This window comes from Halosegnis rubeus (genome assembly GCF_009184545.1).
Lineage (GTDB): Archaea > Halobacteriota > Halobacteria > Halobacteriales > Haloarculaceae > Halosegnis > Halosegnis rubeus.
Genome location: NZ_QJOW01000006.1, coordinates 1 through 25,938 on the forward strand (window position 1 = coordinate 1; position 25,938 = coordinate 25,938).

Sequence of the window (25,938 nt, forward strand, 5' to 3'; positions counted from 1 at the left end):
ACAATCGACGACGTGGCGTGGCGCGAGACGCTTCCGGACACCGAATCGTGTACCTGTCCCGACTGGCAGCAGCGCTCACCCGAGGGCGGCTGCAAACACCTGCGTCGCGTCGATCACGAGATCAAACGGGGCCGTGTACCCCGACCAGACGGCCGCCTTCCCTCCCCGTAGGGTAACGATTGAGCTACTCCACGAGACGGACTGTGTCGCCATCTCGTTGGATCCGGTCGAACGTTGAGAGATACGCGATCCGGTCGTGAACTTCGTCGGTATCCAGCTCCAGTTCCGCGGCCAGTTCGTCGATGGTCATCGGTTCATCGAGTGCCTGGAGGACTTCGAGCCCCCGGTAGTACCGATTCGTGAGCTCCTGGACGCGGCCCTCGATCGGCGTGGTCACCCCGTATCGCTCCTCGAGTTCGACCAAGGCCTCGTTCGCGAACGTGGCGAACTGATCGTCACCCAGGCGATCGATCTGGGCTTCGAGTTCATCCCGGACGACGTCGTAATCGAGGCCGGCCTGCACGAGCATATTCATGTCCTCGATGTCGTCGTCGCGGCCGGCGATCGCCTTGAACAGGAAGATATCCTCGTTGCTAACCAGCCGGACCGTCAGTCGATCCGTGTCGAGGAACGGCTCGCTGCGCTCTTGCATCCTGTCGGTGAGCACGAGCTTGTTCGCGACCTGCTGGTTGAAGATGTCGAGGCGACACCCATCGTCGTTTTCGACGCAGCTCGTCGCCCCCAGCGCCCGGTAATCTGGATCCAGCGATTGGACCTCCGCATACCCGAGGTCCATCAGGACGGCCCACAACTGCCCGTATGCGTCGCCATCTGGGACGACCAGGTCGATATCTTTCGTCGCCCCCTTGAGGTCGCGCAGCGACATCGCGCCACCACCGATCAGGTAGACCGTGAGCGGGGCTGAGAGGCCATCCCCGATGCGCTGGAATTCGTTCTCGGTGTACTCGCGTCCGAATGTTGGTCTCATTATGGTAGTGGCACCTCGTAGTCAGCCGCCAACTCCTGGAACTCGTCCCACTCCGGGAGCCGGTCGTCGTCGACCTCGCCGTGCGTCTCGAGGTAGCGGAGCAAGGCGTCGATTTCGTCTTCGAGGCCATACTTCGCCGCTTGCTCTCGGAGGTCCGCCTCGTCGACGTCGACGTGGCTGAGCAGGAGGAGACAGTACGAGCGGTGGCGGCTGCCGTCGTCGATCAGCAGCGTGTGACAGCAGAGCTCCGCCGGTGAGACTGCGTCGAGGTCCTCAGAGTAGACGTAGTAGCGGTGGCCGGTAAGCAGGAACTGGAGGTCGAAGGCCGCGAATCGAGCGAGGCCGGTTTCGTGGAACGCCTCCGCGTCGATCTCCGTCTCGGTCTGGGTGAGGAATTCGTCGTAGTCCTCCCAGAGAATCGTGCCCTTCGGGGCGACGGCTTCGAGGCGTTGGCGATGCAGATGGTGGGCGAGTTCACGGGCGAACTCGTGGAGGCGGGCGAACTCGGCGTTGAAGTCATAGCGGCCGTCGGCCGTCCCGACGAGCCCACGGTCGCGAAACCGCTTGAGGACGCGGTTGACCGTATTGCGATAGTTGTCGCTCCGGTCGGCGATCTCGGCGACGGTTCGTGGCTGGTCGAGGTAGTACAGCACCTCGAGAGCTTTCCCAGTCAACAGCTCGGGGAACTCGATGTGGGAGTGCTGGCGGACGAGGTCCCGATAGAGTTCGACGGCGCGAGCATCCGACGGGACGACTCGTTTTCGGCGGCCATCGCGTTCCGTGTAGACGAGTCCCTTCTCGACGAGGTCGGCGACTGCACGAGAGAGGTAGCTCTCGCTGTGGTCGAGTTTCGTCGCGAGCTCGGAGATCGTGTCGCCGCGCTCGACCGTGGCGAGGACCTCGAGTTCGATGCGCCGGAGCACGACGTAACATAGTACGAAACTTGTGTATAAAGAAGTTTCGAGTAGTGTTACAACAAGCAATAGCGAGAACCGTCTCCATCGACTTAACCAACAAAACTATGGGTTCGTGGGGCGTGTTGGTTAACACGAAAAGAGCCGATGTCCTACGAACCCCCGACCCCACCGGCGAACCTTCCGACGGAGATCGTCAACACGCTCAATGAAGCCACACCGGAGCATCTTCGGGATGTTGCCAGCTACGCCGAGGCGTTGGCCGAACACAAAGAGCGGGAAGCTCGTCTCGAGGAGGAAGCGGACGACGCCGACGTCGAGGAGCGCCCCGATGACCTCCCAGACGACGTGCCGGCGAAGGCGACGATCACGATCAAGGAGATCAACGACAACCGCTACTACTACTGGCAGTGGCGGGAAGGCGATTCGGTGACGTCGAAGTACAAAGGGCCGGTGAATCCCGACGAGTAGACGAGATGGAACTGTAGCCTGATGTTCGTTTCAACGTGATTCGTAGCGTAGCAGATGACACCCCCCAGAGTGTGAATGGGATCGGTTTACCCGACACCCCTCGGTGTGAATGGGCTACCAACCGCCGATCTCTAACGAGACTTCACTCCTAGAGAAGACAGAGCAACACGCGGATAGATTACGCCTCGTTTACCCCCACACCCCTCAGTGTGAATGGTCCACCACCCAGGGTACCGCGATTAAGAAGGCATTAACAGCAAAAGTCCTCACGCCGTAGAGAGGGTTCTCGCCTCAGTGGCGAACCTTCGGCTTCGGCACAAGGCCTCGCCTTTCAGAATACATCTACTCGGAGGACTGTTTAGACTGTAGTATAATAAAGATAACTACAACTGCGGTGCGGTGCAGTAGCGGTTCGGGGCAGCTACCGTGGCAGAACGTGTAAGCCGCTCTCCGTGCCGTACTAGGTTCTTCAGACGACCGAGCCTGCTTCCCCAACTGCCGCTCTATCTCTACAACCGTCGTATCCTATGGGGGACCATTCACACCGAGGGGTGGGGGTGTCACCATCCCATCAACGTCTGGAGTTCCGGCGTTGAGTTGATCAGTCCAGTTCGCGTACTCTCAACATCTCCTTGGAGGGAATACGACCTGAACTTCCCCTGATCTCCGCCTTCCTTCTTTTTCGATTCGAGAACTCCTGTCGTCACGTGCTTGTTCAGAAGCTCAAGCGCACGATTGTACCCCTTGGGCTCTACTTCGACGTCCCGTGCTACTGTTTGGTAAACCTCGTGAATCTCTGATGTCCGGAACCATTCTTTTTCCGGGTTATTCCGGTCAAGACGCGTGAGAGCAAACAGGAGTAATTTCCCGGACAACGGAGTCCCTTTCACCATCTCCATAAAGAGTTCAACTTCGACGAGTTCGTCAGCTTCGAGAACGTGATTCGCGGTCACGATATCGTCGCCTTCTTCGTCGGCGATCTCGCCCGCATTCCGGAACAATCGGACTGCCCGTCGAGCGTCACCGTGTTCTTCAGCTGCGAGTTCAGCCGTGGTTGGAATCACCTCGTCATCGAGGACACCGTCGTAAAATGCGTCCCGTCGATTTTCGAGGATTGCAATGAGCTGGTCTTCTTCGTACGGTGTGAACGTTCGGTGTTCTGGCTGGAGAGTCGATTGAACCCGTGACTCGATTTCTCCTTTGAATTCGATGTCGTTCGAAATCCCGATTGTAAGGACTGGGAAGTCAACGTCGTCTTTTGATTGTGACCGTGATAGCGTGTAGAGGACTTCATTCACTTCTCCGTGCTTGTCGATTTCATCGATAATGACGACAAGACCGCCAGAAAACTCCCGCTGAACAACGGGCCACAATTTCTGATCCCGATAATGCTCGGCTGAGAGGCCCTGATAGGGGACATCAAGCGGATTCTCTGCTTTCGCGTTCACCTGCTCTGCAATCTTTCGGAAGGTGGAGGTATACGTAGAGATGGGGTCTGGGTTAATGTAGGCAGTAACGATGGGGGAGTCCGTTCCTGCAGTTGCTGCTTCAAGCCGCTCGCAGACGTGTCTTGCAACTAGTGTCTTCCCCGTCCCGGTTTCGCCCCACTCCAGGACGTTATCCGGGACGCTATTTGTCCGCATTTTTCGGAGATTCTTGGCCAAGAACGTGATATGGTCGTCTCGTCCGACAATTCGATTGGCGTCAGGAACGTTATCGATCTCGAGCAACCACGGTTTCTCAAAAATATCCGATTCATCTTCGCTATCCTCCTCGTCGACATTTAATATCTCGTCGACGGTGGTTTGTGTGGAATCGTTGTTTGGCATGAGCGGACCAATTCGCCCCATTCACATATAGGTTGTCCACCCTCGGTGTGATTGATTTGCCTCCATTCACACTCTGGGGGGTGTTCCAGAGAGCAGGACCCCCCGGAGTGTGAATGGGATCGACCTCGTCGCCCACTTGTGATTTTGCTCACCTCAGAAGACATTTGAGACTACTCATCCGTTCCGGGCTGCTGTAAACTCCGTCAGCTCCAGCTCTCGTGTCTCTGCGAGTCTCCGTCGAATGTCTGTCCGATCCCACCCGAGCGGTGAAAGCACGCTCTCGACCGCTCTGACCAGCTGCGTTTCGTAGTACGAGGCGTCGTAGGTCTCGATCTCCTCGTGGGCGAGGGCGACCCGATCTCGCGAGGATTTCTCGTCGTCGACGACTACGTACTCGATATCCTGGCCCGGCTGGACTGCCAGTTCCTGCTCGCGCGCTCGCTTCAAGGCGGCCACGTTCTGGGTATTCTGTGAGTAGCCTTCCAACGGCTTGGAGACACGGTTCCGCTCGACGAGCCGCTCTACTGCTACGTTGCCCGCCTGCAGTTCGTCGATTGCTCGTTCGAGCCGTCCGAGCACCGCGTCCGGTCGTGGCATCGAGCCGGTCAAGACAGTCTCGCTGGACGTCCTTGACGAAGGGTGGGGTTGAGCGCTGCCAGACTTCGATGCCTCTGATCTTGAAGTCGTTGTCGCGGCGACCTTTCCAAAGTACTGGTACACTTTCACGCTCAACAAAACACGACCTATCAGTTCCTTAATTACCCTGATCAGCGAGTATGTGGGGTAGTTGGTCGACGACCGTGTATTCCAAATCTCGGCTGAATCCGTCTGCTTCCAGGAGGATGTCTTGAGTCACCTTTGACAGACACGCACGAACTCGATCTATTGAGTGAATGGAGGCTGAGAAAGGAACTCTGTCGATAGCGCCGAACGTGTAGTGGTGTGGGTGAGGGGTTGGATTGTAGACGAGTCGCCGAATGTATCGAGGGGGATGTCAGTCCCCAGATCCAAAGCTCACGTAGAACTCTCCACCCCGCAGCTTCTCCCAGAGGGGTTCATCATCCTCTTCAAATTTCCCGTAGTCAATGAAGTCCTGAATGTCTCTAACTGTGATGCCATTCGCACTGTTACTGCGCCACGCACGCGGGAGACTCACTAAGCGGAGCAGGTAGCGGTCTGTTGATTCACGGATTTGCTTCGGTAACTCACTCGCCAATGGTTCGGGACCTCGCCGGCGGGCCATCCGGAATTCGTTTCCGGTCAATTTGACGCGGCCATTAGTCGCTCGATCCGGTGTAACGGCCTTGACTTCGACCCGTCTCATATGTTCCGGACGCCAGTCAGAGTTCGCTTTTTCGTCCATGCCGGCGAAAGGGTCGATATAATCGAATCCGGGCCCACGCTCGTCAGAGACGTCGAACAACAGGCGGAATGCAGTCCGATACGCTGATTCATCTGGGATTGTTGCCTGTCGAAGGACCACTTCCGGCCGTTCGCCCACGATTGCTGGCTCATCTGCCTCGATATCGGCGATGGCTTCAACCGGTTTCATTCGCCAGATATCGGCGCTCCGCCATCGAGTGAGTTCCTTGAGGATTCGCTCTCGTGTTGATTGGTCTTGCGTCCGGAACTGGTTCCACGTACGCGCCAGACACAGCAGTTCGGCTTCACGCCCTCGGTCATCAGCAATCTCTGCATTTGATGTCGGGGTGCTAGATGAAGTCGATCCAATACTGGGAGCGCCCCCATCTTCAGGTGCATCCTCCAGTGTGAGAGATGAGTTAACCGCGTCATCCAGCTCGGCATCCGACGCTGACACCCACTGCATGGTGAGCTCCCGTCGCTTGGCGTGGCTCGTAGTGCCGCCACCGCCACCAGTGTCCTCACGATACCCGTTCAGTGCGTCAATAACAGTCGCGAGCGACTCGGTGGGGTTCTCGAGCGCCGTTGTGAACGCCTTGAGGAGCTTGCTGGTGTCATCGTCCTCACTTAGTGAGGCGGCGAACGTTTCGTGGCGGGTTGCGTGCCACTCGGCGACGGTCGTTATAATGGACTCGGGAATGGGCCCGTCACTTTGTTTTGGGAGTTCGATCAGCAAGCGGTCCCTGAGCGCTGTCGCCACGCGGTCGCCTGCGGGAATGCCCTCTATGACTGGTGTCAGTGGCGCCGGTGGCGCTGTTGGGTTGGCAGCTGTTTCGACGGCCAGGGCGAAGGCGGTTTCTACATCTGATTCGCTATCTGTGTACGTCGCCCAGAAGGCGTCAATTTTGGCGACGGCAGTGAGGTACTTTCGGAGGGGCTCGACGTCGCTGTCGGTCGGCCACGAATCGAGTTCATCCCAAACTTGGTGGCCTCTTAAGTCATCGTGATGAAGCTCTGAGGCGTTCTGGAGTGCTGTAGCAATATATTGGAGTCGTGCGTAGAACTCCTCCGTCGCTGCGGCCGCAATACAATGCCGGGTGACCGGTTCGGCAAGCCCCGCAGTCGTGAATGCCTCCACCCACGCATTGACGACAGTGTCCTCCGTCTCGTTCGGTGCGTTCGCCATTTTCTCCAACGTGGGTTCGACATCGTCGTCCGGATCGATATGCAACTCCGGTGGGCTTGCCGTCTCGTCGATGTTCGAAAGCAGTGTTCTTAGTGCCGCTTGAACCAGCTTGAATCGCTGTTCTCGGAGCTCAGAGAGTTCTTTGCGGACATTCTCTTTCTGTTCGGCGTAATCGTAATCAAGTGCGTAATCTGGCTTGATGAGGATGTTCTCGAAGACATCCCTAAGCGAATATTGGTCGATAACTTGGGCAAGGCCATCTGCTACGAGGTATAGCGGGATCTCTGTCGAATCGTCACTGTGCTTGTCGATTGCGCTCCGATAGATAGCGATCTGATTAGGCTTTTCCTCAGCAGTGGTTGGCGGTGACCACTGCGTTGATCGTCTCGAACTCGTACCTTCTGGGTTCTCGATAATCCCGATTGGATTGTTGATGATCGCATTAAGCTGGTTGTAGACCGATCTATGGTCGGGCTCAGATACATCTGCATCGTATGCGGCTAGCAGATAGATTATCCGGGGCTTCAGTGTGGATTTGAGATCCTCTATCGCATCTTGTTCTTGCGCTGTTGGCTCGGACTCGTCTTCGGGAACTCCGAGGTCCGGTTGTTCCGTCTCTGTTTGAATTCCAAACGGAGGTATTGGCCCATCGGGGGCACCCCCGAGCAGGTATGCAATGGCTCGTGCCTCTCGACTGGGCCGTTCGACGATCGCAATGGACTCGTCATTGGCGAACTGCTCGCGTGCATGCTGTGGGATTTGCTGCGTGTAGATTCGTAGCTCAGGCTCCTCGACTTGTGGGACGTCCTCCTCAACGTGGAGGATGAGCGAGTCGTCGGCCCATCGGACCGGGAGTCGAACGCCAGTATGCCAGATATCTCGACGAATCCACTGGCGCTTGGGTTCCTCATCAGTGAGTTTTCGACTGACTTGCGAGGTCGCCGTGAGCCGCCGTAACAATCCATAGGTGGGCACTGTATTCGACTGGGAATCCCATGTGGATTCCATCGCCGAAAGCGCTTGATGGTCGTATGTGCGATGTGTATCGGCAACCGCACGGCTGGTTAAGAACTCGTTGAGTCGATCGGCCGCTTGGGCCGGGGTTAGTCCATCAAGCGGCCGTGCACCAAGCATTGTCGGCAGCGATGCAATGTCGACGTTCGGCAGTTCTCCATCCGAATCGAACCGCGACTCGATGCTTGCGATAACTTTGTCGAGATCGAGTCGTGGCAGATAGCTGGCCGCACCGCGTTGCTCATCGGCGGTGATTAGTGGCCTTGCTGTGTGGAGGTCCTCTGGCATCAACCCACCGGGCGGTTCCGCAGGATCGTCATCTGTATCTGGTTCCGTGACCGGCCAGAGTGCCGCATCCTGTAGTTGGACGACCCCGAGCGCTGGAATCGTGGCGTCGTGTGTATTCGGTTGGTGACTGTAATGCGTACCATCACAGTACCAAGCAGTGTCTGTGATGGTCGCCGTGAGTTCTGGCCAGATAAGCGCCGTCGCATCCCGAACTGCCTCCCGATGACCCCGGTCAGCGTCTGGATTGAGTTCCGTGAGATGCCACCACGTTGGGATCGCCAAGTCCTTGTTGTACTCCCACTCCTCAATATCGCAGTCTAACCAATCTTTTTGACAGCTACCCGAGTGGCCGGCACTGAACGCTGGATGGTGTTCTGAGCGCCAACTAATCGTTTGGTACCGCTCCAGCAGGTCTTCGGGTGGGGAAATCGGTGGATTGGCTTCGAACTCGGGATCGGCATCCGCGAGGGACTGCACTTCCGAGAGTGATAGCGCGCCCGTACGACGGTCGTCGGTGCCTCGGCCAGGGAAGAGCCATCCCCAATCGATGTGGGGGCCGACCTGGACGCCCAGATGCAACAAGAAGTAGAGTTCCCACCGCTTGCGTTCTGCCTCTGAGAGGTCCATCTGTGCATGGATGGCCTCCCACTGCTCGTCACTGGGCGGCGCGAGGGTTGGGGTGTCCGTGGGTTCGAAGTCTTGGCGGCACTCGATTGCTGCGGCCCATCGTCGGAACTTCGCGGCCGGCTCGGCCTCACCATCATCAGTCCCGGAAAATGGATACTCGACGCCATTTTCACTTGCGAGCGAATCCGCAACGGCGCTGAATCTCTCCGCCCATTCGGGGCCGAACACCAGTCGCTCGGCTGGGAGTTGGTTGCCGTCGTCGGTCGGAAGCGGGATCGTCTGCACGTATCGTCGCTCGAGAAACGCATCGTAGTCCGTTGGGGTACCGGTGAGTGTATCATACGCGAAGACTTCCTCGACGTCGTCGAACTGCTTGTTGTGGAACGGCTGGGGGGTCACCCACTCGGCAGTTTGTCCGGCTGTGGATTGCTTGTATAGATCGGCTAGGTAGCCGACGACGTCTGGGTCGCCATTTTCGTCGCCCGAGAACCCACCCGCTTCGGCGCCGACACGGCGATAGAAAGCTGCTTGTCCTTCCAGCTCTCGGGTTCCCCAGCGTCGGTTATGCCGCTTGAGCGGGCCGACCCACTCGTTTTGATACGGAATGATATAGACCGGTAATTGTTGGGGTGGAGTGGGGAGTTCCGCCATGGATTGTTGTGACTCACCGGGCTCCTGGCGGCGGAAGACGATGCGTTCACTCCGTTGGCGGGATCCATCATCGGATTGCCCCTCGCTAGGCCTCGCGCGAACTAATCTGGTTACGGTTGCCTCCTCCGACTCAGTCGTCGATGTGCCTTCCTTGTGTTTCTCTGCCGGCAATAGGGGGACACCATGTCTACCGAGGCGGGTCGCTGCATCGACTTCTGCATCGTTTTCATCGTCGTCATCCGCATCTGCGCCGTGGCCGGCTAGCGCCTCCGCTATGGCCTCGAAGTACAGCTCTGCGTGGGTTGGCTGCTCGACAGTCACATGCCACGCATCGAACCCACCATCCGGTGTGGTTGTACTGGCTCGTTTCCAGAAGTCACAGAGGACCGTCACGAGGTCATCCTCCGATGCATCTGCTGCAATCGTCTCGATAATCGTGGTCAACCCGATCTGGGAAAGGAACCCGTTGAACTGGGATTGGTCACTCGCCCCCGATTCGGGGAGGTCGGCTTTCCACGCTTTCCCATTCGCGATGACCTCTGTAGCAGGGATCGGCGGCGCGGCATCCCGCCCACGCAATGCCTCGAAGGCTTCCAACCGCGTCGGGTCGAGCAGTGTCGCCGTCGGCTGCAACGGTTCCTGGGAGTCAGTCGGGACGATCGCGGTGTCTTGGAGTCGACTGAGGGTGTCAGCGATTCCATTTGCGAGCGATGTCTCGGCGTCAGTCTCGGCGACGTCGACGGGGGCAACAAGCCACGGCATCCACGATCGATATCCCGACGGTGGAGCGTGAGTTGCCTCGTTGCTTTGGATGAGGTCTTCGCTTACGGTCGCGATGAGCGTCGGGAGCTCCTTGAGGAGCGTCTGGTTTTTTTCAGCAGTCGCGAGATGTTGGCGATCGAAACTCACCTCGAAGGGAGCATGAATTACGAACGGGAACGGCGTCGAAGCATCCGAAATCGGGTAGTAAAGGTGGAGAGGTTCTGGCGTTGGTTCCCAATCGGCTGCCTCGGGGCGCGGCTGTTCCAGCAGGATATCTATCGTTGCCGATTCGACGTCGATGTCGCGGTCCTCATCCGTCAACCACTGATGGACCTCTGGGGTCAGTGTCTGTGAGTATCGAAGGAACTCTCGCTCATGGGTGGTTGTGCCGGCAGTAGTGGTCGTTTCCTCTGTGACTGTATGCGGAATTCGGGAGAGTTCGGGATCATCGCCGATGGACGACTGGTGGGTACTGTCGGTCTCGATAGTCACTTCCCGGCGGTCACTAATCTCAAGCGAACCGGTTTCCTCGGTGTCATCGCCCTCGAGCTTGAGGAAATCGATTTCGTCGAGTTCCCCAAGGAGGACTAGCGTTGACGCAGAGAGGTCGGTACACTCATCCCAGAATTGCGCTTGGGGTGTCTTGTCGCTGGACAGTCCGCCAACGTTTGCGCTTCGCCGGTTAGTCTCAAAGGCGTCGACGATATCGCGACCACTTTCGGCGAGTGCGTTTTGAACAGAATCGAGCAACCCGGTCCATTCCGGGTCATCATAATCAAGCCGGACGACCGTCTGGTAAGTGTCGGCATGGTCCTCGAGCCATTTATTGTCCGGCGTTGCGGTTGATGAAGAGGATTGACCTGTCTTGAGGAGGGCGTCAACGAGCCGGCCTGTTGCATCCGACTCCTTGCGGTCGGTACTGATGAGGAATGGGTACCGGAATAAAGAGAGTCGAGGCAAATCGGTGAGGAACTCGCTTGGCGCTGGCGGCGCCTGCTCCTCGGTCGACTCCCGCTCAGCGATGGTGTCGATATCCGGCGTTGATGGGAGTCTCGACCATGCTTCTTCATCTAGGATTTCGTCGAGAATAGACTGATACGACTCGATGACGGAACTCTCGACATCGAGTTCATTTCTGAGATTTGTCTTGAGGTAATGGTCGTACCCTGCTAACAGCATCTGGCTCGCGCGATAGCGAGAGAACTGTGCCGAGAGCTGATCGTCATCGACGACCGAATGGACGGAAAACCGCTCACTCAGCTGGAGTAACGATTTGAGACCAACCCCTTTTTCACCGATCGAGTCGCTGTTGTCGAGTTTCTCCGATCGGCCGAGTCCAGTGACCGCCTCGAACACATCATCATCGTTGAGTTCAAACGGCCGACCAGTGTTCGCGATGAGTAAGGATTCTGGGCCGACGATAACAGCCACTCGTCCGTCATCGTCGGATCCGTCGCGAATCGCGTCCCGCGCATTCTGGATGAGTTCCAAAACCGTCCGACTCTCGTGCGTGGAGGCGACGACTTGATTGCCGACGCCAAGATCCGCCTCCTTGCTCCATCGGCTTTCGTTCGTTAATGCACCGAGGAGGTCTTGATGTTCAGTGCGACATAATTCTTCGACCGTCTGCTTTGGGGACCCTGAGCCACTCACTGAAACTCTAAACCTGTAGCCTGTGCGGTCTTTCCCCACTTAAATAAAAGGTAGGGTCGATACGCCTTGTTGTACGAGTCCGGCTCCTTCGCCCTCCCGTCAAAACTACAACCAGGAACGACCGAACCAAGCTCTCAACGGAGGAAATCCAGCTGAGGAGGTGCTGAACCAGACAGTAACTTTCACTCCTGTAGTTCAGGGGTCACAACGTTGATCTCCTTTCGTTGAATCCAAGACTCAGTGATTCATTGATTACCGTCTTCTTTTGCTAGTTCGCGGATCTTTTCCTTCGTCTCTTCGCGGTGCTCGCCGAACGCCACTTCGAAAATCCCTCGGTAGAAGTGCTTGTTCTTCTCGAGCGTGACGTCCTCTCGCTTCAACTGTTTCTTCAGCCGCGTGAATGTGACCTCAATATCCTCGCTCTGTTTCGGTTCAACGTATATCGTGGCCGAGTCCCAGTCCTCGCGGATGTTCAACGGCTTATCATCCGTTTCCGTTGTCTCCTCAGTGAAGGATTTAGTATCCGCCGAGTCAGCACTCCTCTGCTGACCAGATTGCTCTTTTGTGGCGGCTGCAGATTCGCGGTCTTGTCTCTCTGTTTCCGACGTCGCCTCCGTCGTTTCGTCGTCCACGACTTCTTCGTCTTCTGCTTCCTCTGATGGGTCCTCAAATCGCTCGTCCATTCCTCGGGGCATAGTTACACCTCCACCTGCGTTTTGTCGAACGCCCGTTCCATCGTCTCAGCAACCTCCAGGAAGAGGTCGCGCTCGACTTGCTGGTCGTTCGCGTCCTCCCATTCGAAAATATCGCAGCCGTTGTCCCACGCGCGCTGTATCGCCACCCGCATTGGAAGCTTGAAGATCGGCGCTAGTGACGCATATGACTCGTCAAATGCCTCCAGGAACTTCTGTGACTGCCCATCGTCTCTATACATGTTTGCCAGCAGTCCCACGATCGCAATCTCGATCTGTTGGTTGTCCTCGATGGATTCCAGCTGATCCCAGAGATCGTCTAGAGCATCCCGGGATGTCGCTTGGGTTTGCGCAGCCAGGAAGACGTTTTGCGCCGCGATGAACGCTGCATCCGTCAGGACCGAGAGATCAGGGGGGCAGTCGATCAAAATAAAATCGTAGTCGTAGCCGTCGTCGACCAACTCTTCGAGAGCAACTTTCAACGAGAGACGAGCGCCTGCGTCGTCCATCCAATCCCGGGCAAGCCCCATGTCCTTGTGGCTCGGTACGAGATCGAAATTCAGGTGTTCGTAATCGTCGCTGTGGATCATGATTTCTGAAAGAGTCGTGTCGTCCGTGCGCGGATTGTCGACGAGGACGTCGAGAAGATTTGCATCATCCGTAGCGAGCGTATTTGGAATGTCGTTCTTCGGGCTTGATGGATCGTTGTCATCGCCCGGACCCAGTCCAAGCCCTTTCGTCATGTCGGCCTGTGGGTCCATATCGATCGCAAGAACATCGTGATCTCGCGAGGCTAGTGCCGCTGCACTGTTTATTGTCGCCGTTGTCTTCCCAGTCCCACCCTTCTGATTACCGAAGGCGATCGTGGGAATGCCAGTCGATGGTGTGACGCCCCAGCCACGAGGTGACTCGGTCATAGTACGATCATTGATTCAATGACTCATAAATCCACGTCAGACATCCAATACCGCTTTTGAACCGATAAAGTGCTGTATTCCGTAGTATATGGTGCTAATAAGCGATCACGGTATTATATTTGCTGAAAATCAGTGAATCACTGATTCATTGACTCAACGCATTATGGAATTCTCGCTTTGCTGGTTCCTCGAGGAATGGAGCTTGCTACTGGCAGTTACTGAATCAGTGACTCTGTACTTCCCGTGGTGGGTAATTCATTGAATCTCTATCTCTTGGATTCACTGATTCATTGATTCAGTGTTTCAAATAGTCGCTGGCTCCGAGATTCTCTGTGATCCACTGAATCCTGGAATCAACCACTCAAAAAATCTTAGATTCACTGATTCACTGAATCTATGATTCAATGACTCTGTGACTCATGGACTCTACGACTTAGTAATATAGACTACCTCGATCCCGTGGACCCTAGCAATACGGACGTAGATTGGGTCGAGAGCGGGTTTGGGGCGGAATGGTCCTAGTCACCCCCCCCTGACACTAATGTCTCCTCGCTAATGTCGACGATAAATCAGTCAGGGATAGAGACAGTCAGCAAGATTTTCACCGGGACGAATGAAGGCCACAATCTCCGCAGTGATATCGAACCGCGCCGGGAACGCGTCCGCCGCTGAGATCTGCTCATCAATTTCATCGATGTCTATTACTGGCTTTGATCGCTCGGTTTCGAATTCCAGCCAGCCGTACGGTAACAGCAAGAAAACCGCATTATCCGCATCTACACCACCCCTTATGAGTTTCTTTGCTGGACAGTTCCCGGCCTCACCGATAATATGGGTGCCATTTTCGAAATACGCGATGTCGGCACGGCCGTTTGAGTACTGCCGTTCGAAGCACGTGTACACTACGTCCCGATCGATAACTCGCCACTCATTCTGCTCCCACTCCTCAAGCGGGCGAGCAACATCGTGCCCGAGCTGGTAGAGAAAATCCGCGAGTACAACCTTCAACCGTAGGTGCTCGAAACTCTCGTTTGAACGCTGCTCGTGCATTCGGACCCAGTGTTTCTGGGCCGTTGTTTCGTACTGAATTGCGTACGCCTCCAAATCACCGGACTCGAAGACTGCCGAGATATCGACGGTCTCCCGTCTGCTCCCCCGGTTGTGGGAGGTGAAGGCGTTACTCGCTCGTTCTGGACTTAATCGGGTAAACGAGAAGTTCTCAGCTGACATCGTCCGCGGTCGTGGTTTGTTCGTCGATTTTCTCGAATGCGTCACTCGCGACTTCCGCCTGCTCGCTCGCCTCAATGTGACTGTACATTTTTGATGTAGTGGACGGATCTTCGTGGCGAAGCGCACGTTGAGCCGCTGAAGCACCCTCTGCCCGATAGAGGGCCTCGCCAGCACCGCGGCGCGCTCCGTGCGGTTTCAAGTACTCGTGCTCGCCCTCAACAGGGATCTCACCCTCCTTGCAGAGTCGGCGGAAGATATTCCGAACGGTCTCAGTCGTGATCGATGGTGGGGAAATCTCATACCGACGTAGAACTGCGTCTGGACCGTCTGCCTCGAGTTCGGCTTCCAAGCTATCTACGCGATTGCCAAGCTCCGTACGCGCACACTCGTATAATGACGGCGCGTGCTGTGTCGGGAACACCGGCCACTCCTCCGTCGGTGGGTCCAGAATCTTGCGATACTGCTGTACGGCCGAGCGGGCCTGACTTGGTAACTGCACCTCCTCACCGGCTGTTTGACTCTTCCCCAGTACCCGAATCACACCCGCTTCGGGATCCACGTCCGCCCATGTGACACCTGTCCGGCGCGAATCATTGGGATCACGGAGAAGTTCAGCGCTCCGCGCGCCAGAGTACGCGAATAGGTAGACGAGCGCTCGGTCCCGCGCTTCCTCTACAGCGTTGCTCCCTCGTTCGGAGATCGCGTCGTGTGCACGCTCATCCACGTACTGAACGAAGGCCGTTCGCTCTTGCGGACTCCAGAATTGCTGGCGATTACCGTTCGCGCCGAGCGACGCATCGGGCAATTCCTCCAGAGCCGGCTTGTGCTCGGCGGGGTTCTCTTCCCGGTATCCCCACTTTACGCAGTAGGTGAAAAACGCGCGGACAAGAGCGTAATATTGCTGGGCAGTCCGTCCTGTGATACCTGCCTCATCGTCCTGATCCGCGACGCGTGCGTCGGTTCGACGGTGAAGGTATTCGGCGTACTGCATCATTGTTCGTCGCGAGATGTCGCGTACGGTCTCGACGGAGTCGGGCGTCCAGTCGATGAACGCCGTGAGGACACGGTCGGCTTCGCGGGCGTAGTTCCCGCCGCCACCAGGCTTGGCTTTCTTCTGTACCCACTCCTCAACGGCTTTTTCCAGGGGTTTGTGGGCCTCTGTATCGGTTGGCCGGCGTTCGGGCATTGGGGTGGCTGACCCGAGGGCGGCGACCCACTAAAATCCACTTGTGCTTATTCGAGTAAGCACAAGTAGAATAAACGGAAATGCTAAAACCGAGATATTGGGGCGCTTAGAACTTCTAAACCTGGAATAGGATCATATATACAAGCGGTAAACCGTATGTTGCTATATGGAGGGTTCGTCATATCTCTCCGCTTTTCTCAATCTCAAGATTGTTTGATTAAATGTATACTAGATCCAGTCACCTATCTATCTATTCGGGAAACGACTTTGATAGTAGCGTTTTAATCACGATCAATGACTAAGACTCTTCGGCTGCGTGTATTGCCACCGGAAGATGAAGATGGAGTGATTGCTCCGGAAACTGATGAAGAATTAGGCGAGCACGCCGTAGAGCGCTTGTTCGGGGAGTATTTCCGACGCTCAGGCTACGCGTCACTACGAGATAATCGAACTGAGGAGGTCTCACAGATATTTGAGGACCGAGAGGACAACTTAGCTAAGATAGACGAGTTAGAGGAGAAACTCCGCGACCTGTATCCGTCTGCAGACGTCCTTCGTACACGTAGTGACGCTGAATTGTACGATAGAGAAGGCCCCGAATGGGAATACAACGAAGACATTGTCCTTCTCATAGCAAACGTCAGAACAAAGAGCCCACCTATTCGCTGGCAGTTCGGACATAACATTTACGGGAAGCAACTAACCCCACCTGGAGCGGTTACGAACGGTTATATCGCACTGACGGATGGACAGGAACTGTACGGACTGAACTCAGAGACCGGTAATGTCATCTGGTCAACCCAGCTCCCCGAGCGAACAAACCGTAGCCCGACACTCATTGGTGAGACGGTAATTGTTGAAACCAAAGGAAGTCATAGAGCGTATCACATTAGATCGGGTGATAATCTGTGGAATCTGGAGGACACGCCTACAAAAACGACTACACGGCATGTTCCGTTGAACAATAGTTGCTATTTCGGCGATTTCGAGGGCACGGTCTGGGAACTCTCTTCGGACGGCGAGTATCGAGCGGTGGGAGAACTCAACGAGCGAATTATCGCAGTGTATCCAACCGAGAAACACGTGTATGCTCTGAAGAGAGGAGACGGGAAGAGCGGCACGACTCCTGAGAGTGTGCATAAAATAGCTCAAGATTCTGGCGACGAAATCTGGACATATTCTCCCGAAGAGTCTCTAACGTCTGAAATGATTGCAAATTCGGATCACGCACTCGTCAGCACGAACAACAAAATCGTCGCCTTACAAGCCGAGTCAGGTGACGTCGCGTGGGTAGAACCGAATATAGACCCTGATCCGGGCGATGAAAGGGACCTTGGAACCACGACTGACGACGGACAGCAGAGTGGTGACTGGCGGGCCTTCGACTCTTCCTCCCAACGAGACAGTCCAAAAGAAGAGGAATCAAGAACAGGATTCGCTGAACAACCGATAATTGACGACGATATTTTCGCGCCGACAAACAAAGGGCTCTTGCGAATCTCCCCTAATTCGGGAGAAATCATCTGGGAATCCCTAACCGACCACGTGGGTGACACTCAATGGCTTGCAGTCCAGATTTTCTCACCACCTACGCAGGACGAGGACACAGTCTATATCGGTGCCGATGACACAGTATACGCGGTAGACAAGCAGGATGGGGAGATCGTCTGGCAGTTTGAGACACCGAGTCAACCGGGGACTATGACGTTCTGTCCTGACTCCGAATCGTTGACTTTCGTAACCAGAGGGCTGGCAATAAACGTCGATGCTAATAGGGAGTGCTAGATTTTCAAGCTACAGCTCCCATAGAGTCTACTAAACGTACTCCTGTTCGTCGAGGACAGCAGGGTCCCGAATGTACGAGAGGTTCTGGTAATACCCACCGAAGCACAGACAGTCGAGGTTACACCGGACGAGGAAATACCGCTCAATATTCGGGCCCATCGACAAGCCCATTACTTTTGCTCGTTCTTCCTGTTCGGTTTCAGTATATTCCTCAAGGACTCCTTCTTCTTCCAGTTCCTTCCGGGCCTGATGGTTCTTACCTACATTCCGTCTCCACTCGGGACCATCTTCATCATCATCATCGCCATCGTCGAAGGCTCCAGCTGCTTCGAGTTCTTCAACCCGCTCGTTAACTAGTGACTGTTCTTCGTCTAAGCGGGATTCCCACTCTGAGACGACATCGGAACTGGGTAGATCCGCCATGAACGAGTCCAGGTTTTCAACTGGATGCTTCACACAGCGCCAACCAACCGGGACGAACACACCCTCATCAGTTTCCCCGATGTAAAGTGTTGAATTCATTTCCCAGCTAGATTGGTTCCCTCCTTCGATCTCTGCTGAGCACTCTAGCTCGTCACACTCAAGACTCGGCCAATACTTCTGAAACTGGATTCCAGCGACGTATCCCGAAAGGTACGATTCAAGCGGGTGGCCGGTTGGCCCAGGAGACTCAAACGTTATTCCTTGTTCCTCAACCCACTCCTGCCCGTAATCCTCAGCGGTGAATTCCGTATGAACATCTAATTCAGGAACACGCTCTCGCAGGTCACTGAGGAATTTGATGTCTCCCGGGTCATACGGCGTCTCGTCTCGTGCAACAACGACTTTTCGAGCCAAGCTTCGCGCAGTATCGACATCGTCGCCGCCGCTGAATAGCCAGAAAGGCGCTTTGTCCATACCACTTGCAACCTCGTAGACATAGATGTATAGGCCGCTGTTGTCCGGAATACCGGGACGGTTCAGCTCTCCCACAGCAACGATCGTGGACTCATCGGGGCTCACATAGCCAGCGAATGTTTTCGTCGCCGGCGTTGATTGGTCTTCGATGTATTCAGGGAACTCCCGGGACATCTCATTATGCGTTGTCTCGCGGACCGATTCATCAACCATCCAGCCATCGGGGAGAGTGGACATGCTATTTTCAGTGGTGACGGGAAGACATATATTCACGTTGGAAAGTGTCTACCGAGACCTTCGCTATTACCCGTATGGACCCGCGGATTTCCACATTTCACCCATCGGTCCCGAGGCAGCAGGGTCTAACCAATCGTACCGCTGCGTTATCTGACCGCCCAGTACTCTTGCCGTGTCAAGATTCGCCTCTTCGGGATCGTGTTCACCTCCGGGTGTCATCCCCATACTGTCTTCGAGAAGTCCGGACATGAAGTCGTTCACGTAGTCGAACGCGTCTTCGTTGAGACGGAAGTCGTACTCTACCTCTCCATTGGATACATTTGATTGAACGACCATCTCGCACATTTCAAATGCCTTCTGGAAGTCCTCGACCAACTCCCTCATTTCACCCATCGACGCACGCATCCGATTCGGTACACTACCGTGAATATCGTTCTTTGCTAGTTTTTCTTTCAGTTCCCGACCACCTCCTGTGTAGAGGTCGTGAACGTACATCTCAATCTCAACTTGCTCCATCCGGTCAAGATACGATTCAAGACGATGAATACGAGACGCGGTCCTGAATGAGGACTTGGCGAATAACTCCGCTGATGGTATCTCACCATCGGTCATAAGATCATCTGCTTCAGTTCCGTCGGATACGGACTGGTAGATCGCCTTCATCATTTGAACGTGAAAGTGGAATAGATTGTATAATGTCGTGCTGTAAGACTCGTATTCGTCCACGGTTACCTGGTTCGGTTCAAATGAGTCGAACGATCCGAAGAAATCTACCTCTCGAACCATCAGCAGGAACTCGGCGAGCATATCGATAGTGTCCTGCCCCGCTTGTTCTGGGATCAACGAATCTGGCATCCCTTGGTACGATTCACCTAACAGATCTCGCGGATTTTCGTCTGGATTTGCGGGGAGATGCTCCTCCTCCAGCGCACGAGTAAGGTTGATTGATGGATCAGGGGTATAGTGGCCATTATCGAGGGACCCGAACTGAGCGAGTACTTTCTGGGCCACCGTCGAACCTTCGTCTTTGAAGATCAGCGCGTACCAGTACGACCGATCCTGTGGATTCCCAACAAGAATCTCAGCAGGGCTCCCGTCCATACTTCGGAATGAGCCGTAAATCGATTCGCTTTGCTCACCTCCTCGGAATGCCCCCCACGACCGGTTACCATCCTTCGAAGGGACACAGACATACATCTCACCGATAGTCGGCTTCTCAGCTAATGGATCTACGACAGATTGATCGCGTAACCGCGCGGCAACTAGGCTTGACTCCTGGGGCTGCGGTTCGAAAATATCCGGAACGTCGTCGTGGCCATCAGCAAATGACCTGATAACCAGGGGTACTGTTCGCGGATCCAAGTCTCGCAGCTCCGCCCCACCTCTATGTTCAATACTCGTTATTCTGCCAGGGGAACCGTCCTCTAGCGTAGCCCGAACTACGTGCCCAGGTGATAGAAACGAGATAACGGTCTCAACATCCGCATTGCTCTCCGTCGAGACGGTTCGTACATCACCGCTGCCATCGAGAAATTCGTCGTTTGATTCTTCGATTGGATCCAGTTGGATTTGTCCCCGTTCTTCGTCGATGGAAAGAACTCGAAAGGTGTGCTCACCGTCCATACAACTCTACTGAGTCACCAACTGAAATAAATCCGAGGCCGGATTCAATTCTCCCGCTCGTTTGAAACCATCAGCAAATGACGGGTGATTCGTTGAACGCAAAGAGTGAGCTCAGCGACTAATGCGTTGAGTATCTCCATTCAATATGAGGAAGCTCTAATGTTTCAAACGGCTCAAGATCGCTTTCTCTGATTTTCTTTAATTCGTCCTGCTCGCCAGAACATTCTTCGAAAAACTTTCTCGGGTTCTCAATTTTATAGTATTCATGATGTGTACGGTCTGGTTCTCTAATTAACCCAACAATAGCCGGTCTGCTTTGTTCGCGCCAGTCAGCACGGACGAATTGATTAGAGGATTTGGAACCGTAATTTTCTCGCCAATCCACATCCGTATCTAGTTTTGAACTGGTTCGCTTATCCATCACCAATCCACAATCTGAACAGATAAACTGACTTTTCTCTGACTTATTATCGACTGGTTCAACATCTTCACTATCGCACTCCAAACAAGCGGAGGGAGTATCTGATTGGCCCATATCTAAACTACATCTGTGTTTATAAATAAGATTATTGTAGAGATATCGATGAGAGGGTGATCGATACAAACGTCGTTTTGCACGGCCGCTCAAATACGCCACTAATTGTCAAGTCAACAAACTTGTCTCACTTTCATCGGCCTTCTATAGTACGAGTGGTTTTAAGCCCTGCTGACAGCTAAAACGTATACTATGGAAGGAGAGGCCACCAGATTGTGTGTATACTTTGAATTTGCTGAGACTGAAGGCTACGAAATTCCAGACTCGATAGTAGAGTTTGTTGAGAATTTGTTTGAGGAATACGGTCTCTATCCGGAACGTATCGATGACTACAACATCTACTCGGAGTACTTCCCGGACTCGGATTCAAATATGGAGGCTCTCGACGAGATCGAGAGACGTTTCGAAAAGAAATTCCAACCGGAAAACACAGACCGACATACAGTCACTCGGGAACGGTACGGTGTTCCACCGGGTGCATACCAGTCGTGGATTTCTATCGATAGTCTTCCAGAGAGCTTGGAAGCTGAAGCACTAATTTCACCCGACGATGGGACAACAAGCGAAAGCGAGGACGACAGTGTAGACCAGGTTCGGGCCGACCCTAGCGACGACGAAAGCCGTCGCGCTACACAGTATGGAGGGCCACAAGACCAAGGACCAGACGGAGATGAGATACAGGAGTGCCCCGGGTGCGGTTCAATGGATCTCGTTGCCAACGAGAAACAAGGAGAGACTATCTGTGAAAGCTGCGGGCTGGTTGTAGCTGACAAAGATGAACCAGGGCGGGATTGGTCAGAATATGAGTTCGATTCAGAGAGAGATATCGGTCGGGATCGGTCAAGTTGGGAATCGCTTGAAGATTTTAATCGAGAGCTGGAGCACAATAATGTCGATAACTCTCCCCCGTTTGAAACTGTCACAGTTGGGATTATAAGAGAGCCGGAACGGACTCAGCGCAAGTATTATCGGATAGAGGATGCGGGTGAGTTCTTCGACGGTTGTTGGGCCGATGATGCCAGTATGTTACGTCGAATCGAAGAAAGTGGGATCGAGCCGTTTGAGGTGGTTGAGCTTCCCCAAACAAATTGGGACATACTCGCATCCAAGCATCAGTGGCCGTGGTGACTCGCCAGATGATAGGAAAGTGGGATATTTATCACGCGCCGTCTTCTCAGTCTGTGTGTGACTTTGACTAAGGATCCCCCTTGGCTTCCTCAAAAAAGAGCAATCTCTGACGATGACTGGCAAAATTTTCGAGAACGGTATGTCTCCGATTTAGGATTTAGCGAGGAACCAGATTACAGATCTCGTCTCCCCGACAGCCAAATCTTTCAGAACGAAACAGCGTTTTTAGGAAATAATAATTGGCCCCTTCTGATGCCCGAGGATTCAGTTCTCCGATTGAGAGAGACAGATCGTCCATACGAGGCATTCAAAGAAATTGTCCAAGAAACCGCGGAGGATACACTTGGCGGAGCAGAACCTAAGCCACTCGACCTCTATTTGATCTCTAATAAGATCATCACGCGTTTCAAAGGGAGTAGCGACTTTGACTTCTCACGAGTTCGTGATGATGCTGATTTTGAGGCACGCAGTGAGGGCGGGAATTCTGTTTATGATGGTATGTCAGTCGTCGTTACCAGTACAAATTCGAAGAACCTCGAAGACTGGTACGTGTACGTTGTTGAGGATGCCACTGACATATTCGGACCTACTCTGCACTCGATGACACAAGCTTCTCATTCGATTCTCGAAGCCGAACTCGAACCAGAGCATGTTATTCAAAATATTGCATTCACCCTAGAAGACGGTGGAATGGAGGCTGAGTCTGTAGCAGGAGTCACACCACCAAAACGTCCTGTTTCAGTCGTTACAACTGAACCCAACGGCGACGGATACTACTACGAAATAGATTCACCCGAGAACACATTTGGCGACAAATGGGGCGACGTGGATCTGATGAAGCAAACTTTGGCAGAGAGTGACACTCTGGGCCAAAGGATTGGTGCAGGAAACATCGGTTTCTGGGTAGTGACAGGTGTTAATTGGTGAATCGACATATACAATTTTTTGGCTCTGTTGATCTCCTCCCCCGGTGGTAGATGTCGCCGGTCGTTCTGAATTGACAGCGCTAGTCGGTCACGAACTGCTCATGGAAGGGTTTCTATTACTACACAGTGCATAGGTTTTTACACTTAAAGTGTAGCGCATAGCGATATCCGGCTTTGGTCTATTATCGGTTCACTGAGAACAGATGCTCAGCGCGGCGAGAAGCCACTGACAGTTACCCTGGAGCCTGCGTAATTGCGACTGCCAACTCTTTTCTCGTGATGTAGAGTACTCGTAGTATGTCGATTCTGGACGAGTGGATACAGGAGGCTGGCTCTGTATCGTGGTCAGAGTGGGAGGAGATCCGAGTGCGGTACATGGAGAAGATAGGGCTCGATACTCGTGATTTGAATTATTACGTCCCCCAGCACCCTGCGATGGAAGGCCACTTCCGAAACTGGCTTCGACTCTTACCGACGGATACCGTTCCGCGGCTCCGAGGTGCGACTGATTTCGAATCCGAACTCGAGAGTGTTATTGACGAGATATACGCCCTGATGGAATCGTCGGTTGATGGAGAGCTGAGGGCGCTTGTAGAGGTTATAGACCCCCCAGAAGACCTCCCGAGTGTAGATCCAGTGTTGGGACAGCGTGCCTATCTACGCAATCAGATTGTCTTGCAGCTCCGCGGCGACGTTAACCTCACTAAGATCAAGCACGGGGAAAACACACCACCTTCAGAACCAACAATCACGCCGCCGGAACGCTCTGCCCTGATATTCGTTGAGCGAAGGAACGAGTGTAATTGCCAGGATACTCTGATATTCAAGATTGACGATCCCGGGACCCTCTTCGGTTCCAGATACGGCGACAGTACGTTGATGTTCGACGCGCTCTGGAGGACGGATGTCGAACCAGATCAGATTATGTACAACGAGGCGTTCGATACCGAAGGTAGCTCTTGGGCGAAAACCTCTCCGCCCGACCATCCGATATCTTTTCGCTCTACGGATCAAAGGAATCGCCCCCAATTCTTCAGAGTTCAAGAGCCTGCCAACCACTATGGTGATGCTTGGGGTGATATAACGGAGATGGTCGCAATCGGAAACAGTCCAGGGGGACGGGAAGAGGAAGAGTTCGTCTACGATGCTGGCTCGATTGATTGGCAGGTTACGGTCGGGATTTGATTACGACGGCATGACCGGCTTTGATGCGGCACTCCGTCAATAGTTGTCTAAGAGTGCGATATTTCTTGTTTGAAGCGACTACGTGGCTTGATTCGGTCGAATCAAATGAGACTCAAAATCACCGCACGCGCTACAAAACCCCTACCCTAGTTTCTCGGATAAATTTTCATACGGCATATCCAATCTCTCACGGATTTCGCTCGCTAGGCCGGTACATTCGAAAGCGAATGACAAGGCATACCAGTAGGCTGTCGAAGGTGGATTACACGCGATAATCTCTCTGGGCTCCCCCTCGAATTGGGCGAATGAGAAGACTACAGGCATCTCGCCTCGAACCGCAGATGTCCACCGGTCTTCGCCCTTGGGTTCCTCGGCAAGGAACAGTTCCGCCACGGCAGTTTTCTCTCCAGCCAGTGTTTCGTACGAGCTAGGTACGACAGCTTTCACTCCGGAGAACTCCTGTTCATCATCTGTATTCTCACTACTTAACGAATCATCGTAGATGCTTTCGACTATATCTAGCTGAACGTCCGCTCTACTGACCACCATCGGGCAGTGATGCTCAAACGAGAGCGATTCGAGTCGTGCAGGTGATTCAGCACGATCCAGAACCGCTCTGACGACGTCACCTCTCGATAGTCGGTCAAAAACCCTCTCTTCGTGTGAGGAACCACCGGATCGGCGTACCTCGTATGATGAATTAGGTCTACCCCCTAGGTTTCCTTGCCCTTCAGGTATTCCAGAATTATGTTCAGCCAACGTGAGAATCTCTCCGCCGATCTCCGTTACCCTATATTGAGACCCGTCCGATTTCGCACGAACTCCTAACCGGTCGAAATACGAATCAACGTATTCATCATAGGGAGATGGAGAGAATTCTGCAACTCGGGAACCATACCGACGAATAAGTTCAGCGACGATGGAGAGCTCTGATCTTAGGATTTCCTCACTCGATGGAGTTTCTGCTTCTTCTCTTTCCGAGTTTCTTGCTTTCTCAACCCGTTGTATCTGGCCCGTTGTCATAACCGCATCTTGATCAACTGGTCTTTCCCCTTCGTCATCGTACGGTACTTTGACGAAAACCCCCCTTCCATCGTTACCTGGGAGTGATCCTTCTGCCGTGACTGGGTCGATCTGTACTACCTCATTCATCACCAACCCAGTTCGTTCAAGATCTTCTTGCGAATGCGCATCTCTGATCTGACTGACGACTGTCTGGAGTATACCTTGGTGATTCTCCTCGATGAATCGTCGCAGACGTTGATCCTCGAGTGAAGCAGAGGAGAAATCGTCACCAGAAATCTCGGTGATGACGTCGGCAGTCTCGTCGATTCCCGTTTGTGGGTCGAACGATTCGAGTGGATAGACCGTGAGTTCGACCATCGATCTAAGTGCTCGGAGTACGTTCGGGTAGATCCAAACGGGGACATACGCCTCCACACCGCCCTCACGGACGAGATACAACGCTTCAATATGAAGGAAATTGATGTGCTGTCCGATCTCTTCTAGAGGAACATTCGAACTACGGGCCCGGGGCTGAACCGCTCTATCGTGACCTTCTACCCAGTCTACTAACTCATCGTTAAAATCGCCAGGTTTCTCGGCTGTAATTTCGAGTAGCGTCTTGGTCAGATTTCCTTCGAGATAGTGCTCGAGATACGGCTTCAGATGGAACCGCTCACCACCGTTCATACTGAAATGTAGGTCGAACGATCCCTCGCTGTCAGTTTCGTACGCAACAATAGCTTTAGTTGGCATATTACCCTGGTCTGTTGTCAACCGCATAGGTATTGGGGGGCGGCTCTCCTGTAGAGGTGATACTGTCTTGGGGTGGGAGTCTTCCACTCTGAGA

17 protein-coding genes and 1 pseudogene are annotated in these 25,938 nt (G+C 54.1%); 5 read left to right on the forward strand and 13 right to left on the reverse strand.

The genetic code is table 11. The features are described from left to right. Positions 1-184 precede the first annotated feature (184 nt). Entirely contained in the window at positions 185-988 is an 804-nt protein-coding gene (locus DMP03_RS12150) for a DUF6036 family nucleotidyltransferase (RefSeq protein ID WP_152120823.1), read from the reverse strand. After that, positions 988-1,911 carry a helix-turn-helix transcriptional regulator gene (locus DMP03_RS12155; protein ID WP_152120824.1) on the reverse strand — a complete coding sequence of 308 codons (924 nt, stop codon included), beginning with the start codon at positions 1,909-1,911 and terminating at the stop codon, positions 988-990. The genes DMP03_RS12150 and DMP03_RS12155 overlap by 1 nt, the downstream gene beginning before the upstream one ends. Before the next feature lie 138 nt (positions 1,912-2,049). Here DMP03_RS12155 and DMP03_RS12160 point away from each other — a divergent pair, with 138 nt between their 5' ends. Continuing rightward, entirely contained in the window at positions 2,050-2,373 is a 324-nt protein-coding gene (locus DMP03_RS12160; RefSeq protein ID WP_121598787.1) for a hypothetical protein, read from the forward strand. 560 nt (positions 2,374-2,933) lie between these two features. Here the strand turns inward: DMP03_RS12160 and DMP03_RS12165 are convergent. From DMP03_RS12165 to DMP03_RS12200, 7 genes and pseudogenes are all read right to left on the reverse strand, one after another. Then, positions 2,934-4,202, reverse strand: a complete 1,269-nt coding sequence (locus DMP03_RS12165) for an orc1/cdc6 family replication initiation protein (protein ID WP_152120825.1) — start codon at positions 4,200-4,202, stop codon at positions 2,934-2,936. Positions 4,203-4,376: 174 nt separating this feature from the next. Beyond that, positions 4,377-4,916, reverse strand: a pseudogene (locus tag DMP03_RS12170) (DNA polymerase domain-containing protein); the annotation flags it as partial. 280 nt (positions 4,917-5,196) lie between these two features. Next, positions 5,197-11,583 (reverse strand): sacsin N-terminal ATP-binding-like domain-containing protein, encoded by a 6,387-nt coding sequence (locus DMP03_RS12180; protein WP_152120826.1) that lies wholly within the window; start codon positions 11,581-11,583, stop codon positions 5,197-5,199. A 407-nt stretch (positions 11,584-11,990) separates the two neighbouring features. Further along, entirely contained in the window at positions 11,991-12,428 is a 438-nt protein-coding gene (locus DMP03_RS12185; RefSeq protein ID WP_172967155.1) for a hypothetical protein, read from the reverse strand. A 14-nt stretch (positions 12,429-12,442) separates the two neighbouring features. After that, positions 12,443-13,354 (reverse strand): ParA family protein, encoded by a 912-nt coding sequence (locus DMP03_RS12190; protein ID WP_152120828.1) that lies wholly within the window; start codon positions 13,352-13,354, stop codon positions 12,443-12,445. A gap of 573 nt (positions 13,355-13,927) precedes the next feature. Then, positions 13,928-14,584 carry a hypothetical protein gene (locus DMP03_RS12195; protein ID WP_152120829.1) on the reverse strand — a complete coding sequence of 219 codons (657 nt, stop codon included), beginning with the start codon at positions 14,582-14,584 and terminating at the stop codon, positions 13,928-13,930. Beyond that, positions 14,574-15,770 (reverse strand): site-specific integrase, encoded by a 1,197-nt coding sequence (locus DMP03_RS12200; RefSeq protein WP_152120830.1) that lies wholly within the window; start codon positions 15,768-15,770, stop codon positions 14,574-14,576. Before DMP03_RS12200 ends, DMP03_RS12195 begins: the two co-directional genes overlap by 11 nt. A gap of 294 nt (positions 15,771-16,064) precedes the next feature. Here DMP03_RS12200 and DMP03_RS12205 point away from each other — a divergent pair, with 294 nt between their 5' ends. Further along, positions 16,065-17,555: an outer membrane protein assembly factor BamB family protein gene (locus DMP03_RS12205; protein WP_152120831.1), complete on the forward strand. Its 1,491-nt coding sequence runs from the start codon at positions 16,065-16,067 to the stop codon at positions 17,553-17,555. A gap of 30 nt (positions 17,556-17,585) precedes the next feature. Here DMP03_RS12205 and DMP03_RS12210 read toward each other — a convergent pair whose 3' ends face one another. The 3 genes from DMP03_RS12210 to DMP03_RS12220 form a co-directional block, all read right to left on the reverse strand. Continuing rightward, complete coding sequence (locus DMP03_RS12210) at positions 17,586-18,689, reverse strand: hypothetical protein (RefSeq protein ID WP_152120832.1); 1,104 nt, start codon at positions 18,687-18,689, stop codon at positions 17,586-17,588. 66 nt (positions 18,690-18,755) lie between these two features. Further along, entirely contained in the window at positions 18,756-20,312 is a 1,557-nt protein-coding gene (locus tag DMP03_RS12215; protein ID WP_152120833.1) for a hypothetical protein, read from the reverse strand. A gap of 118 nt (positions 20,313-20,430) precedes the next feature. Further along, entirely contained in the window at positions 20,431-20,847 is a 417-nt protein-coding gene (locus DMP03_RS12220; RefSeq protein WP_152120834.1) for a hypothetical protein, read from the reverse strand. 192 nt (positions 20,848-21,039) lie between these two features. Here DMP03_RS12220 and DMP03_RS12225 point away from each other — a divergent pair, with 192 nt between their 5' ends. From DMP03_RS12225 to DMP03_RS12235, 3 genes are all read left to right on the forward strand, one after another. Further along, positions 21,040-21,975, forward strand: a complete 936-nt coding sequence (locus tag DMP03_RS12225; protein WP_235908749.1) for a TFIIB-type zinc ribbon-containing protein — start codon at positions 21,040-21,042, stop codon at positions 21,973-21,975. Between the two features lie 252 nt (positions 21,976-22,227). Further along, positions 22,228-22,902 carry a hypothetical protein gene (locus DMP03_RS12230; protein ID WP_152120835.1) on the forward strand — a complete coding sequence of 225 codons (675 nt, stop codon included), beginning with the start codon at positions 22,228-22,230 and terminating at the stop codon, positions 22,900-22,902. Positions 22,903-23,198: 296 nt separating this feature from the next. Continuing rightward, positions 23,199-24,086: a hypothetical protein gene (locus DMP03_RS12235; protein ID WP_152120836.1), complete on the forward strand. Its 888-nt coding sequence runs from the start codon at positions 23,199-23,201 to the stop codon at positions 24,084-24,086. A 141-nt stretch (positions 24,087-24,227) separates the two neighbouring features. On the opposite strand, the gene DMP03_RS12240 is transcribed toward DMP03_RS12235, so the two are convergent. Beyond that, positions 24,228-25,844, reverse strand: coding sequence for a hypothetical protein (locus tag DMP03_RS12240; RefSeq protein WP_152120837.1), 1,617 nt, complete (start codon positions 25,842-25,844; stop codon positions 24,228-24,230). Positions 25,845-25,938: the final 94 nt, after the last annotated feature.